General features: G+C 55.2%; 14 protein-coding genes. 1 reads left to right on the forward strand and 13 read right to left on the reverse strand.

Annotated elements, in window-relative coordinates:
- Nucleotides 1-48 precede the first annotated feature (48 nt).
- The 13 genes from lpxP to BEI65_RS24780 form a co-directional block, all read right to left on the reverse strand.
- Complete coding sequence (gene lpxP / locus BEI65_RS24720) at nucleotides 49-969, reverse strand: kdo(2)-lipid IV(A) palmitoleoyltransferase (protein WP_085119704.1); 921 nt, start codon at nucleotides 967-969, stop codon at nucleotides 49-51.
- Between the two features lie 356 nt (nucleotides 970-1,325).
- Entirely contained in the window at nucleotides 1,326-1,622 is a 297-nt protein-coding gene (gene fis / locus BEI65_RS24725) for a DNA-binding transcriptional regulator Fis (protein WP_000462905.1), read from the reverse strand.
- 21 nt (nucleotides 1,623-1,643) lie between these two features.
- Nucleotides 1,644-2,609 carry a tRNA dihydrouridine synthase DusB gene (dusB, locus tag BEI65_RS24730; protein ID WP_037410551.1) on the reverse strand — a complete coding sequence of 322 codons (966 nt, stop codon included), beginning with the start codon at nucleotides 2,607-2,609 and terminating at the stop codon, nucleotides 1,644-1,646.
- A 386-nt stretch (nucleotides 2,610-2,995) separates the two neighbouring features.
- Nucleotides 2,996-3,730, reverse strand: a complete 735-nt coding sequence (locus tag BEI65_RS24735; RefSeq protein ID WP_099065501.1) for a carbonic anhydrase — start codon at nucleotides 3,728-3,730, stop codon at nucleotides 2,996-2,998.
- A gap of 186 nt (nucleotides 3,731-3,916) precedes the next feature.
- Nucleotides 3,917-4,798, reverse strand: coding sequence for a 50S ribosomal protein L11 methyltransferase (gene prmA, locus BEI65_RS24740; protein WP_099065502.1), 882 nt, complete (start codon nucleotides 4,796-4,798; stop codon nucleotides 3,917-3,919).
- Nucleotides 4,799-4,810: 12 nt separating this feature from the next.
- The gene (panF, locus tag BEI65_RS24745; protein ID WP_099065503.1) at nucleotides 4,811-6,256 is read right to left on the reverse strand and encodes a sodium/pantothenate symporter; all 1,446 of its coding nucleotides are present in this window, start codon (nucleotides 6,254-6,256) and stop codon (nucleotides 4,811-4,813) included.
- Nucleotides 6,246-6,488 carry a YhdT family protein gene (locus BEI65_RS24750; RefSeq protein WP_099065504.1) on the reverse strand — a complete coding sequence of 81 codons (243 nt, stop codon included), beginning with the start codon at nucleotides 6,486-6,488 and terminating at the stop codon, nucleotides 6,246-6,248. Before BEI65_RS24750 ends, panF begins: the two co-directional genes overlap by 11 nt.
- Before the next feature lie 140 nt (nucleotides 6,489-6,628).
- Nucleotides 6,629-7,978 carry an acetyl-CoA carboxylase biotin carboxylase subunit gene (accC, locus tag BEI65_RS24755; protein ID WP_012147113.1) on the reverse strand — a complete coding sequence of 450 codons (1,350 nt, stop codon included), beginning with the start codon at nucleotides 7,976-7,978 and terminating at the stop codon, nucleotides 6,629-6,631.
- Between the two features lie 10 nt (nucleotides 7,979-7,988).
- The gene (accB, locus tag BEI65_RS24760) at nucleotides 7,989-8,453 is read right to left on the reverse strand and encodes an acetyl-CoA carboxylase biotin carboxyl carrier protein (RefSeq protein WP_099065505.1); all 465 of its coding nucleotides are present in this window, start codon (nucleotides 8,451-8,453) and stop codon (nucleotides 7,989-7,991) included.
- A 32-nt stretch (nucleotides 8,454-8,485) separates the two neighbouring features.
- Entirely contained in the window at nucleotides 8,486-8,938 is a 453-nt protein-coding gene (aroQ, locus tag BEI65_RS24765) for a type II 3-dehydroquinate dehydratase (protein ID WP_020832079.1), read from the reverse strand.
- A 241-nt stretch (nucleotides 8,939-9,179) separates the two neighbouring features.
- Nucleotides 9,180-9,779: a protein-methionine-sulfoxide reductase heme-binding subunit MsrQ gene (gene msrQ, locus BEI65_RS24770; protein ID WP_099065506.1), complete on the reverse strand. Its 600-nt coding sequence runs from the start codon at nucleotides 9,777-9,779 to the stop codon at nucleotides 9,180-9,182.
- Complete coding sequence (msrP, locus tag BEI65_RS24775; protein ID WP_099065507.1) at nucleotides 9,780-10,781, reverse strand: protein-methionine-sulfoxide reductase catalytic subunit MsrP; 1,002 nt, start codon at nucleotides 10,779-10,781, stop codon at nucleotides 9,780-9,782. It lies immediately after the preceding gene.
- A gap of 123 nt (nucleotides 10,782-10,904) precedes the next feature.
- Nucleotides 10,905-11,882: an MDR family oxidoreductase gene (locus BEI65_RS24780; RefSeq protein WP_099065508.1), complete on the reverse strand. Its 978-nt coding sequence runs from the start codon at nucleotides 11,880-11,882 to the stop codon at nucleotides 10,905-10,907.
- A 286-nt stretch (nucleotides 11,883-12,168) separates the two neighbouring features.
- Here BEI65_RS24780 and csrD point away from each other — a divergent pair, with 286 nt between their 5' ends.
- Nucleotides 12,169-14,100, forward strand: coding sequence for an RNase E specificity factor CsrD (csrD, locus tag BEI65_RS24785; protein ID WP_099065509.1), 1,932 nt, complete (start codon nucleotides 12,169-12,171; stop codon nucleotides 14,098-14,100).
- The last annotated feature ends 84 nt before the right edge of the window (nucleotides 14,101-14,184 follow it).

The following is a 14,184-nucleotide window of genomic DNA, read 5'->3' on the forward strand; positions in this document are numbered from 1 at the left end:
TAAGTGAACGGCATTGCGGCGTTGGCCGGGCTTGGTTTGGGGGTGGGCTCAGTACAGCGACGGGGCGCCGGCCGGCCGGGTTTTGAAGCGACGATGCAGCCACATGTATTGCTCTGGCGCGCGCATAATCTCTTTCTCAACCACTTTATTCATGTAAGCCGCGGCAGCGATCTCGTCGCTGATCGGGTAATTTTCCAGTGCCGGTTGGATCAGCAGATCATAACCACGGCCTTTCTCGCGACGGATCAGCACCACCGGCACCAGCGCAGGTTTGGCCAGGCGTGCCAGCATATAGGTCCCGCTGGTGGTAGCGGCCTGATCGACGGCGAACAGCGGAGCAAATACGCTGCCACGTGGGCCGTAGTCTTGGTCCGGAGCGAACCACACGGCTTCACCGCGTTTAAGAGCCTGAACCATGCCGCGCAGGTCTTTGCGATCGAGCATGGCCTTGTTGGAACGCATACGGCCTTTGGTTTGTGCCCATTCCATTGCTTTATTGTTGTGCGGGCGGTACATCGCCATCATCGGCTGACACAGGCCCATGGCACGGCCACCCAATTCCAGCGACATAAAGTGCACGCCAATCACCAGCACGCCGCGTTGATTCTGCTGGGCTGCTTTCAGATGATTGATACCGGAAACGTTGAACCAGCGTTTGACGCGTTTATCTGACCAGAACCAGGCCATACCGGTTTCCAGCAGGCCCATGCCGAGGGATTCGAAGTTGCCTATCACTTTGCGTTCGCGCTGCGCCACGTCCATGTCCGGGAAGCACAGTTCCAGGTTACGACGAGTAATGGAAACCCGGCGCTTCAGGAATCGCATCGAGGTGCGGCCCATCCACATACCGAGCTTGTGCAGCACCGGGTAGGGGAGTTGAACCAGTAAGAACAGAAAGGCCAGGCCGAACCAGGTAAACCAGTAGCGCGGATGCAGCAGGGCCATTTTGAATTTTTGCGGACGCTTCATATGAACTCATTTATGCATTAATTAGGGGCAGCAACCTGTAACGCACAAGGATCCCCTCAATTGCGATACGACCACTCAGACACCCAGACATCACTATCGTTTAGCCAGATTCCATAATTGACTAAATCTTTACACTCGAAGGGCGGTTCGCGCTGCTATCAGGCTTCGGAGGGATGCTGTAGGCCCGCGAAGGCGGCTCCAAGAATGTATATTGTAACACAGAATACGGCCTGATAAGGAGGAGTGGCATGCGAATATTCTCATTCGCATTGACATCACTTTGGCAGAAGACCCAATAAGAAAAAGGCGCCGCCTCTTGCGAGGTTGCGCCTTTTCAACATGCAAACTGACTAGTATCAGTTCATGCCGTATTTTTTCAATTTCTTACGCAGCGTACCACGGTTGATGCCCATCATCAGGGCGGCACGGGTCTGGTTGCCACGGGTGTATTGCATCACCATGTCCAACAGTGGCTGTTCAACTTCAGCCAATACCAGCTCATACAGATCGTTAACGTCTTGACCGTTCAGTTGAGCAAAATAGTTCTTCAGTGCTTGTTTCACCGAGTCACGCAGAGGCTTTTGAGTCACTTGGTCCTGTGAGTTCACGGTAGAAACGGTCAGTACGTCAGAATTTACGCGTTGTTCGAACATAGTTCTGTCAGCTCTTTTTTGTTACGCAAGATTTTCGAAATATGCCTCCAACGCCTCCAGCTGTTCGCTGGCATCCTCTATGGCGTTGAATGTGCGCCGAAACTGGTCATTCGGGGCGTGCTCCTGGAGATACCAGGATACGTGCTTACGAGCAATCCGGAATCCCTTGCCTTGGCCGTAAAAGCCGTGCAATTCCCGAATATGCCCTATCAACAAACGCTTAACCTCGCCAAGCGGCGGAGGGGGCAGCAGTTCCCCAGTGTCCAGATAATGCTGGATTTCCCGGAAGATCCAGGGTCTCCCCTGAGCAGCGCGGCCTATCATCAGGGCATCAGCCCCAGTGTAGTCGAGCACTGCTCTGGCTTTATGCGGGTCAGTAATGTCGCCATTCGCGATAATCGGAATGGAAACACTCTGCTTAACTGCCCGAATGCTGTCGTACTCCGCGTTGCCGTTGAACAGGCAGGCACGGGTTCGGCCATGAATCGTCAGGGCCTGTATACCACAGTCTTCGGCCAGTTGGGCAATCTCTACACAGTTACGGTGTTCTGGTTCCCAGCCGGTGCGAATCTTAAGTGTTACCGGCACATCCACAGCGTTAACTACCGCGTGGAGGATCTGTTTAACCAGATCCGGGTACTGCAACAATGCAGACCCTGCAAGCTTCCGGTTCACTTTCTTGGCCGGGCAACCCATATTGATGTCGATGATTTGTGCGCCACTGGCCACGTTAATACGCGCCGCAGCGGCCATATCATCTGGATCACATCCGGCAATCTGCACGGAACGGATCCCTGGTTCATCACTATGGACCATACGCAGACGCGACTTATCCGTCCGCCACACCTCCGGATTGGAGGAGAGCATTTCGGATACAGCCATCCCAGCACCCATTGCATGACATAGGGCTCTAAATGGGCGATCTGTAATGCCGGCCATCGGGGCCGCAATCAAGCAATTTGTAAGCTGGTGGTGTCCAATGCGCATAGACAAAGAGTAACCATACTGTGTCCGCAAGGGCGCGTATATTACGCATTTTTGCGTTGAGATGAAAGGCCAAACTTTGACCAATCAGGCGCTATTTGGCAATAAAAATGCACCTCGTCAGGATCTATAAAAATATTATATATATTTAACAATGAGTTGACGAAATATGGTTAATTTGCGTGCAATAAAATATTCCCCACACAACAGAATTTTATCTGTAATGAGTCTCGATTCAGCTGGATATTGACAGTATTTCAGGGCATTTATCAGGGTATTCCGTTGAGAATAGGCACAATTACGTTGAAGTTGCGTGGTAAGGGTTTTGGTGTAAAGCGGTCTGGTTCACCACCGGCCATGACACCGGCGGTGAAGTCTTCCCTATAGCCTTAGTCGATGATAACGCGGCCATTCAGCGGCTGTAGCGGGCGATTGTTCGCATGCTGTACTGCGGTGCGGAATTGGGCGATCTGCTCGGCAGATGCGCTGACGGGCTTATCCAGTACCATCCAGCTTACGCCTTCAGAACAGGGGGGAGTGGTCAACGAACCGCTGAACCGATAGAAGTTAAACCTTTTTGGCAGCAGGGCTTTGATATCCAGCGGTGTAGTCAGTACTGCAGTCTGACCGACGGCTGTCGGTATCTGCTGCCAGGCCCGCGCCAGTTGCGAATTGGTTTTGCCTTGCTGGAACATCAAAGCCAGCACCGCCAACTCACCTTGCTGGTCTTTATAGACAAAGTGCGCCTCCAGCGGGAACTGCTTGCCATCAATTTTGTTTTCGCTGGGGGCGTGGAAGTGAAATTGCTGCAGCGTGAAAGTGTCGTTATCCAGAACTAAAGTATTGCCGCCGCTAACGTTAACCTGCAGGGTATGGCCGTTATTGACGATCTGTTGCTTGCCCGGTTGGAAAGCGAGTTTCAGTTTGTCGTGTTGGGTTTTCAGCGCGCCCTTAATATTCACCGGTGACTGGTTTTTACCGGTTTCGCACAGCGAAAAGTCCGGGGAAAGTTTGCCCCAGTGTGTCGGATCTTCCTGACCTTCATAGCCCCAATGCGCTTGCTCTGCCGCACCCGCCGAAAAGCAGGAGACCATTAAAACGGCGACTAATATTTTCCCTTTCATTGCCAATCCTTATTTAAACAACGTTAATCTTCTGTGGCGGCCAGCGGCTAAAAAAACCGGCGGTGATCGCGCCTGCAGCAGAATACGCTCGCTTTTTGTCAGGATAAATCAGTGAAATCTTGGGGCGAAAAAAAACCACCGTAACCTGTTAAGTTATCGGTGGTTTTTATCAAAGCAAAAAGGGAATTAGTTACGTTGACCGGTAATACGGCACCATTCTTCGCGTTCTGCGACCGGATCGAGCGTGAATTTATCTTCATAGGCTTGCGCCACGCTCGCGGCCTGGGTCGCCAGCACACCGGACAGGCCCAGATAGCCGCCGGACTTCGGCAGGCAACCGATCAGCGGTGCCAGCTCACGTAATGGGCCGGCCAGGATGTTGGCGACCACCACGTCGGCCAGCAGATCGGCCGGTTGGTCTTTTGGCAGATACAGCTCCAGACGCTCTGAAACGCCGTTACGCTGCGCGTTGTCGCGGCTGGCCTGAATGGCCTGGGGATCGATATCGATGCCGATAGCGCGCGCTGCACCGAGTTTCAGTGCGGCAATTGCCAGGATGCCGGAACCGCAGCCGAAGTCGATAATGGTTTTACCGGCCAGATCGAGGCCGTCCAGCCACTGCAGGCACAGCGCCGTCGTTGGGTGGGTGCCGGTACCAAACGCCAGGCCCGGGTCGAGCATCACGTTGACCGCGGTTGGGTCGGGCACGTCACGCCAGCTTGGGCAGATCCACAGACGCTCGCCGAAGCGCATCGGGTGGAAGTTATCCATCCACTCACGTTCCCAGTCTTTATCTTCCAGCTGTTCGATCTTGTGGCGGAAACCGGCGCCCAGCAGCGGATGCTGTTCCAGCATGGCCACCACTTCAGCCATATCGGTTTCGGCGTCGTACAGGCCGATCACATCGGTATCGCCCCACAGTAGGGTTTCACCTGGCAGCGGTTCGAACACCGGATTGTCGTGGGTGTCCTGAAAGGTCACCGAGACCGCGCCGCTTTCAACCAGTGCGTCGCTCAGGTCTTCTGCCTGGCTACCGGTGGTGTTCAGTTTGAGTTGGATCCAAGGCATAGCAATTCTCTTTTAAGAGGGTAATGATGACGCCGTCCGACGTTTTTCGCCGACGACGTTACCGATATAAAATGCCAACAGGCCAAACAGCAGTGAAGGCACGATAGGGTGCAACCCCGCCAACTGCAGCTTGAAGCTGGCCAATAGCGTATAGCATACCGCACCCGTCACCATTGAGCTAAGTGCTCCCTGCGCGTTGGCGCGTTCCCAGTACAGGCCCAGCACCAGTGGCCACAGGAACACCGCTTCCAGGCCGCCGAACGCCAGCAGATTCAGCCAGATGATCATTTCCGGTGGTCGCCAGGCCGCCAGCAGCACCAATAAGCCAAGGATTAGCGTGGTCAGGCTGGAGAAGCGTTTGATCAGGCGTTCGTTCTGCATTTGCTGCGGCCGTACGCCAAGGTAGAGATCTTTAATAATAGTGGCGGATGATTGCAGCAATTGGGCGTTAATGGTCGACATGATTGCCGCCATCGGCGCAGCCAGGAAGATACCGGCGGCATATGGCGGCAGCACGGTGATCATCAGCGTTGGGATCACCTGATCGGGGATCTTCAGATCCGGCAGTACCGCACGGCCCAGCGCGCCGGCCAAATGCATGCCGAACATCAGTACCGCCACTACCATGGTGCCGAGGATGATGCCGCGATGTACCGCCTTGCTGTCTTTGTAGGAGATGCAGCGCACCGCCGTATGCGGCAGGCCAATCACGCCAAAGCACACCAGGATCCAAAACGATGCCATAAACGGCAGGCTGAGGATCTGTTCACCGCCCTGCGGTGACACCAGTGCCGGGTCAATCTGCTGGAGTTTGTCCACTGCGCTATGCAGACCGCCGGCGGCGTGGATCACCGCAACCAGTAACAGCACGGTGCCGATCAACATTACCAGACCCTGCATGGCGTCGTTCAGCACGCTGGCACGGAAGCCGCCAAAGGCGGTATACAGCGCAATGCTGATGCCAAAGATCAGCAGACCGGTGTCGTAAGGGATACCGGCGGCGGTTTCCAGCAGGCGTGCGCCGCCGATAAACTGCACCGTCATGGCCCCCAGGAACGCCACCAGCAGGCTAAGACTCGCCAGCCAGACCAACAGACGGCTTTGGTAACGGCCGTACAGCATGTCGTTCAGGGTGATGGCGTTGTAGCGGCGCGCCAGAATAGCGAATTTTTTGCCCAGTACACCGAGCGACAACCACACCGCCGGCAGTTGGATCATCGCCAATAGCACCCAACCCAGGCCGTATTTATAGGCGGCACCGGGGCCACCGATAAACGAACTGGCACTGATATAGGTGGCGGTCAGCGTCATGGCCAGCACGAAGCCGCCCATCGAGCGGCTGCCAAGGAAATATTCGCTGAGGAAGTTGCCGGTTTGACGACGGCTGTACGCGTAGACCGACAAGCCAAACACCAGCACCAGATAGCCAACCAGCGGCAAAATGACTTCAGTTTGCATCGCCGTCCTCCAGCGAAATATCACGGAATACGCCGCGTACCATCAGCCAGCACAGGCCGATAAACAATAGCGGGACCAGCAAACAGGCCATTTCGAACCAGTGCGGCAGGCCGGTAATACCGGATCCACTGTCCGGCAGGTAGGCCGCCAGTGACCAGGCCAGCAGATACAGCAGCGTCAGACCGAGCGCCCATCGTGCTTCGCGGTGGGCTTGAATAAAGCGTGTTTCCATCAGTGTTCCCCATAGGTTTACGGTGATGGTTTTGCCAAAGGTAAGGAATTCTACGGCAAGGCCGGCTTTTGCCAAGCCGTTACAAAAGAAAAAGGCCGGTGATTAACCGGCCTTCTGTCAGGCGATGCGAATAGCCTGCCTTAGGTTTCCTGCAGACCGAGCTTCTTCTCCAGATAGTGGATGTTGGTGCCACCGTGCTGGAAGTTTTCGTCGCTCATGATCCGCTGCTGCAGTTCAACGTTGGTTTTGATGCCATCGATGATCAGTTCAGCCAGGGCGTTCTTCATGCGGGCAATTGCCACGTCACGGTTTTCACCGTAAGTGATCAGTTTGCCGATCATGGAATCATAGTACGGCGGTACGGTATAACCGGCGTAAATATGAGATTCCCAACGCACGCCGAAACCGCCTGGCGCATGGAAACGGGTGATCTTGCCTGGGCTTGGCAGGAAGGTGTTCGGGTCTTCGGCGTTGATACGGCATTCCACCGCGTGGCCGTGAACCTTCACTTCATCCTGTTTGATCGACAGCGGTTGACCGGCAGCGATACGCAGCTGCTCTTTGATCAGATCCACGCCGGTGATCATTTCGGTAACCGGGTGTTCAACCTGAATACGGGTGTTCATTTCGATGAAATAGAACTCGCCGTTTTCGTACAGGAACTCGAAAGTCCCCGCACCGCGGTAACCGATCTCAACACAGGCTTTCGAGCAGCGCTCGCCGATGTAACGGCGCATTTCGCTGGTGATGCCTGGTGCTGGTGCCTCTTCAACCACTTTCTGGTGGCGGCGCTGCATGGAGCAGTCACGTTCGGCCAGATAGATGGCGTTACCCTGACCGTCGGCCAAAATCTGAATTTCGATATGGCGTGGGTTTTCCAGGTATTTTTCCATGTAAACCATGTCATTGTTGAAAGCCGCTTTGGCTTCCGCTTTTGTCATGGAAATGGATTGCTCGAGGTCTTTGTCGCTGCGCACAACGCGCATGCCACGGCCGCCGCCGCCGCCAGATGCCTTGATGATCACCGGGTAGCCGATGCGCTTGGCGAAGGCACGGTTTTTATCCATGTCATCGGTCAGCGGGCCGTCGGAACCAGGTACGCAAGGCACGCCGGCTTTCTTCATGGCGTTGATGGCAGAAACCTTGTCGCCCATCAGGCGGATGGTTTCGGCTTTCGGGCCAATGAAGATAAAGCCGGAGCGTTCGATCTGCTCGGCGAAGTCAGCGTTCTCAGACAAGAAGCCGTAGCCCGGGTGGATCGCCACTGCGCCGGTGATTTCCGCCGCAGAGATGATAGCCGGGATATTCAGATAGCTTTTTACCGATGGCGCAGGACCGATACACACGGTCTCGTCAGCCAGCAGTACGTGTTTCAGATCGCGATCGGCTGTGGAGTGCACGGCAACGGTTTTGATGCCCAGCTCTTTACAAGCACGCAGGATACGAAGCGCGATCTCGCCACGGTTGGCGATAACAATTTTATCAAGCATGTTCGCCTCGTTATTCGATGACGACCAGTGGCTCGTCAAATTCTACCGGTTGGCCGTTCTCTACCAGGATGGCTTTCACCACGCCGGATTTATCCGCTTCGATCTGGTTCATCATTTTCATGGCTTCAACGATGCACAGCGTGTCGCCGGCATTCACTTTCTGGCCAACTTCGATGAAGGATTTCGCATCCGGGCTTGGTGTGCGGTAGAAAGTGCCAACCATTGGGGAACGGACGATGTGGCCACTCATGGCCGCTGGTGCTGCAGGGGCTTCAGCTGGCGCGGCAGCCACGGCGGTAGCCAGAGCTGGCTGCGGCTGTGCCGGCATTGCGTATGCCTGCGGCATCATTGGGTAAGCCTGTACCGGAGCGGCACGGCTGATGCGAACCGACTCTTCGCCTTCAGAGATTTCCAGTTCAGAAATGCCTGATTCTTCAACCAGTTCGATCAGTTTCTTGATTTTACGAATATCCATGAGTGTGATTCCGGACTCTTTTTGCGTAGCAATTAGTGGGTTTTCGACAGACGGTTAACCGCTGCCTGTAAAGCAAATGTGTAGCCATCTGCGCCGAGGCCGCAAATCACACCCACCGCAATATCGGAAAGGTAGGAGTGATGGCGGAAAGGCTCGCGGGCATGCACGTTGGACAGGTGGATCTCGATAAACGGGATCTGCACCGCCAGCAATGCATCTCGCAGCGCCACGCTGGTATGCGTGAACGCGGCAGGGTTGATCAGAATAAAATCTGTATTGCCGCGCGCCTGGTGTATGCGGTCGATGAGCGCATGTTCGGCGTTAGACTGCAGATGGCTCAGGGTAATATCCAGTGCGGATGCCTGGTTTTCCAATCCGTTAACAATCTCTGTTAGCGTCGTGCTACCGTATTTCTCCGGTTCACGCGTCCCCAGCAGATTCAGATTGGGGCCGTTCAGAAGCAAAATGTGAAACTTATCCGCCATTGTGCTGGTATCTCCGGCAATAAAACTATCATCGTAGAAAATAACCCGATGTCACCGATTTGTCACCTGTTAAGGGGAAAATTCACCCTGAGAACAGGAACAAGGTCGGGCATTATAACGATATCGTAGCAATTCGCAGCTAAATACTGGTCTTATCAGCGAAGATATTCAACCCTAAACCCGCAAACTGGTCAGGCTGTTATCGCATTATGAGGGGTAGAACACAGAAAAGTTCCGCCTGTTAACGCCACCAATTGCGGAATTTCTTGTATCTCAGTGCCAGCAGCACGACGGCCAGCAGGGCATAAATGAAGGGCTGTGGCGAGAAGGTTTTGACCGACCACAGGTAATGAATCGGTGCCAGGATCGCCACCAGATACACCAAATTATGCAGCGTTTGCCATTTGGCGCCCAGTTTGCGCATCGCCCACAGCGTCGAGGTCGCGGCCAGCGCCAGCAGGATCAGCCAACTGATAATGCCGAGCGTCAGGTAAGGGCGGGTAACCAGTTCGCGCCCCAGCAGGCCGATATTGCTCAGCCCCAATTCCAGCGTCGAATAGCTTATCAGATGCAGCGTGGCCCAGGCAAAACACCAGAGCCCCACCAGGCGACGGCAACGAATCAGCAGTGGTTGGCGGGTATAGCGTGCCAGCGGGGCGATCATTAAGGTGGCCAGCAACAGCTTCAGCGTCATTCTGCCGGTAAAGTGCTGAATATCCTTGGCCGGATCAGCGCTAAACCAACCCTGATCCACCGACAGTACCAGCCAGAGAAAAGGCAAAAATGCCGCCAGATAAATGGCGACCTTGATCCATTTGATATGGGTTGGAGTCAAACGCACTTAGAAATTCTCCCGCAGATCCAGGCCGCGATACAGTGAGGCCACCTGTTCGGCATAGCCGTTAAACAGCAGCGTTGGCTGACGTTTAACATCCAGAATGCCGCCGGAGCCGATAAAGCGCTCGGTGGCCTGCGACCAGCGTGGATGATCGACGTGCGGGTTCACATTGGCATAGAAACCGTATTCATTAGGCGCAGACTGATTCCAGGTGGTCGGCGGCTGATCGCGCACCAGACTGATATGGACGATCGACTTGATGCCTTTAAAACCGTATTTCCATGGGGTGATCAAGCGCAGCGGCGCACCATTCTGCGGCGGCAACGTTTTGCCGTACACGCCGACGGTCAGCAGCGCCAGCGGGTTCATCGCCTCATCGAGACGTAGCCCTTCAACATAGGGATACTTCAGCCCGCCGCCGATAAAACGGTCTTTCTGGCCCGGCATCTGTTCTGGATCGTACAGCGTCTGGAAGGCGACGTAGCGCGCGTTGCTGTTCGGCTCCGCCAGCTTGATCAGCTTACCCAATTCAAAGCCAATCCACGGTACCACCATCGACCAGGCTTCGACGCAACGCATGCGGTAAATGCGCTGTTCCAGCGGGAAGCGTTTGATTAAGTCATCGATGTCCAGCGTGATCGGTTTGGCGACTTCGCCGTCGATGCGCACCTGCCAGCCTTCGGTTTTCAAACCGCCGGCATTGGCCGCCGGATCGGCCTTATCCAGACCGAACTCGTAGAAGTTGTTGTAGCCGGTGACCTTATCTTCCGGCGTCAAGGCCAGTTGGGCCTGCCAGGCTGCCGGCTTGCTGAATTCCAGCGGTTTGCCCGGCGGTGCCTTGGGCCGATCGTGACCTTTAAACCATGACAGCAAATCGGCCTGTGCGTTAAGCGGCAGGGCCAGTGACGCGGCGGTGATGCCTAACGCCTGCAACACTTTTCGCCGTTGATAAAACACGCTCTCTGGCGTGACATCGGCCTCAGTTAATTTAGGTTGTTTGCTCATGCTATTTTTCTCCGCGAATATGAAGTAAGCATGGCGTGAAACCAGGCCTTATGCGAGAGACGGCGGGAAAATATGAAATTTCGCAGACGGGACATGCCCCCCGTTGTTGGGGGGCGTTCAGGCTTAGCGGACTTTCACCAGAGTACGGCCGGTGACTTTGTTATCCAGCAGCGCGGCAGCGGTGGCCGGTGCCTGTTCCAGCGTGATTTCCTGGGTGGCCTGCTGGTAGAAGCTGTCTGGCAGGATACCGGCCAGGCGTTCCCAGGCGGTTTGACGGCGATGCAGCGGGGTGTGCACCGAGTCCACGCCTTGCAGGCGTACATTGCGCAGAATAAATGGCATCACCGTGGTCGGCAGGTGATAACCGCCGGCCAGGCCGCAGGCAGCGACGGTACCGTTATAGTTCATTTGCGCCAACACTCGTGCCAGCATAGTGTCGCCGACGGTATCGACTGCACCGGCCCACAGTTGTTTTTCCAGCGGGCGTGGGGCTTCGAGATAGCCGCTACGCGACAGCACTTCTTTGGCACCGAGTGCTTTCAGGTAATCGGTATTGCTTTCGCGGCCGCTGATTGCCGTCACGTGATAGCCCAGCGCGGCCAGAATAGCGATCGCCGTGCTGCCTACGCCGCCGCTGGAGCCGGTAACCAAAATGTCGCCGTCATCCGGGCGCACACCACCTTCTTCCAGCGCCATCACGCACAGCATGGCGGTAAAACCGGCGGTGCCGAGGATCATCGCCTTGCGTTCATCCAACCCGTTTGGCAGCGGCACCAGCCATTCGCCGGAGACACGGGCCTGTTCCGCCAGGCCGCCCCAATGGTTTTCACCCACGCCCCAGCCGGTAAGCACCACGCTCTGGCCTTCTTTAAAGCGATCGTCACGGCTGTGGCGCACGGTACCGGCGAAGTCGATGCCTGGCACCATCGGGAAGTTGCGTACAATCTTGCCTTTGCCGGTGATCGCCAACGCGTCTTTATAATTGAGGCTGGACCAGTTGACGTCTACCGTGACATCGCCGTCGGGCAGTTGATCGCTGCTGATATCTTTGACTTGAGCCAGAGTTTGATCGTCTTGTTGTTCCAATAACAGTGCACGCATGTCACTCTTCCTCTCGTTAGCTAATTTTCTGAATCTGTCTTTAATTGACTATATGCATATAAGAATTGTATGTCCTGATTAAAGACAAAAAAGGGTGATTGAAGGTTTTCTTCGTCGACGATGCTTGGTAGCTTGAGCGACATGAGTTGTCGGCGAGTATCGTCAGGGCAAAGCCAGTGAATCATTAAAAAATCAGGGTGTTGTATTGGATTCTTTTGAGCGAATTCGGGGCCTTTATACGACCAAAGGTGAAAATCCACGTAACGATAACGGACAAGGCACAGGGATGCGATTCACCACCAAGCTCTCTGCATTGATCACCCTGCTGGTTGCTTTGGCGATGTTTTTGATGCTGATGGGCTGTTCATACAGTTACTTTTACGTCACTCAGGAGCGACTGGAGCGCCGCTTTGACTCGCTGATGACTTCGCTCGATCAGGCGATGTTGCATGAACCTCCACAGGAGCAGGAAAAATGGCTTCCTCTGGTGATGCGCCCACTCGGGATCGTGGCCGTCAGCGTGGATACCAGCCACAGCAATCTCCTTTCTTATAATCTGCCGACGCTAAAGCAGCCCTGGGAGTCACTCAATGGCTACCGGCAAGTTTCACTGCCGCTGATGCAGCATCCCGGCGCTTCGCTACGCATTACCTATATTGACCCTTTCGCCAGCGACGTACGTTCTCTGCAATCCACCGCGGCCGTCACGCTGTCGATCGTTATCATGGTGGTGATCCTGCTGTTCAGTTTACGTTGGCTGCGAGAGCAGGCTGATGGGGAGGACAGGCTGGAGCGCCGTGCCCGCCGCATTCTTAATGGCGAGCGGGAGAGCGTGATGCAGGGCGACGTACGTGAATGGCCGGCGAACGTCAGTGGTGCGCTCGATCGTCTGTTGGCGGATCTGACGGAAGCGCGCGAGGAGCGCAGCCGGGTCGATACGCTGATCCGCGCCTTTGCCGCGCAGGACGCCAAAACCGGGCTGAACAACCGATTGTTCTTTGATAACCAACTGACCACCCAACTGGAAGAGGAAGGCTCGCACGGCATCGTCATGATGGTGCGATTACCCGATTTCGACACGCTGCGGGAAATCCACGGTAACAGTGCGGTACAGGAACTGATGTATTCACTGGTCAATCTGTTGTCGACCTTCGTGATGCGCTATCCGGCGGCGCTGTTGGCGCGCTATTTCCACAGTGATTTCACCGTGCTGTTACCGCACCGCACGTTGAAAGAAGCTGACGGTATCGCTTCACAGCTGGTTCACGCGATTGATGCCCTGCCTTCAACCGCGCTTATCGATCGCGAAGCGTTTTTGCATATCGGCATCGTGGCATACCGCAGCGGGCAAACCACCGAGCAGGTGATTGATTACGCAGAGCAGGCCACGCGGCATGCCACGCTGCAGGGGGAAAACGGCTGGTATGTTTACGACAGCCAGGTGCCGGAAAAAGGGCGCGGCAGCGTCAAATGGCGCACCCTGTTGGAGCAGGTGTTGGCGCGGGGTGGCCCGCGGTTGTACCAGAAGCCGGCGGTGACGGTGGACGGAGAAGTCCATCACCGTGAGATCATGAGCCGGATTTATGACGGTACCCAGGAATTGCTGCCATCTGAATATATGCCGCTGGTACAGCAGTTGGGGTTGGCGGAAAGTTACGATCGTCAGCATCTGAGCCGCATCCTTCCTTTATTGGCACTGTGGCCCGAAGAAACGCTGGCATTTACGCTGTGCGTAGACTCTTTATTGCAGCGTTCTTTCCAGCGCTGGCTGCGAGATAGCCTGCTTCAGTGTGAAAAAAGTCATCGTCGGCGAATTCTGATTGAACTTGCAGAGGCAGACGTGTGTCAACATATCGACCGTTTACGTCCGGTGCTGAGATTACTCTCAGGATTGGGCTGTCGTCTGGTGGTGTCCCAGGCGGGGTTAACCGTGGTGAGTACCTCCTATATCAAGTCCTTACCGGTGGAACTGGTTAAGCTCCATCCTGGTTTGGTGCGGAGTATTGACCGGCGTGATGAAAATCAGCTGTTTGTTCAGAGCCTGACGGGCGCCTGCGAAGGCACCAGCACCCAGGTTTTTGCCGCCAGCGTGCGGACGCGCAACGAATGGCAGACGCTGAAAGATCGCGGGATCCTCGGTGGGCAGGGCGACTTTTTCGCGTCGCCGGAACCGATAGACGTAGGGCGCAAAAAATATTCGCGTCGTTATCGCGTTTAACCTGAATGCCGGGCAAAAATTGACGTAGAATGAGCGCCAATTCATCTGGGCTATTTTATCTGTCTTTTTGGGATAACCCCCAAA

This window comes from Serratia sp. BW106 (assembly GCF_002607755.1).
GTDB classification, from domain to species: domain Bacteria; phylum Pseudomonadota; class Gammaproteobacteria; order Enterobacterales; family Enterobacteriaceae; genus Serratia; species Serratia proteamaculans.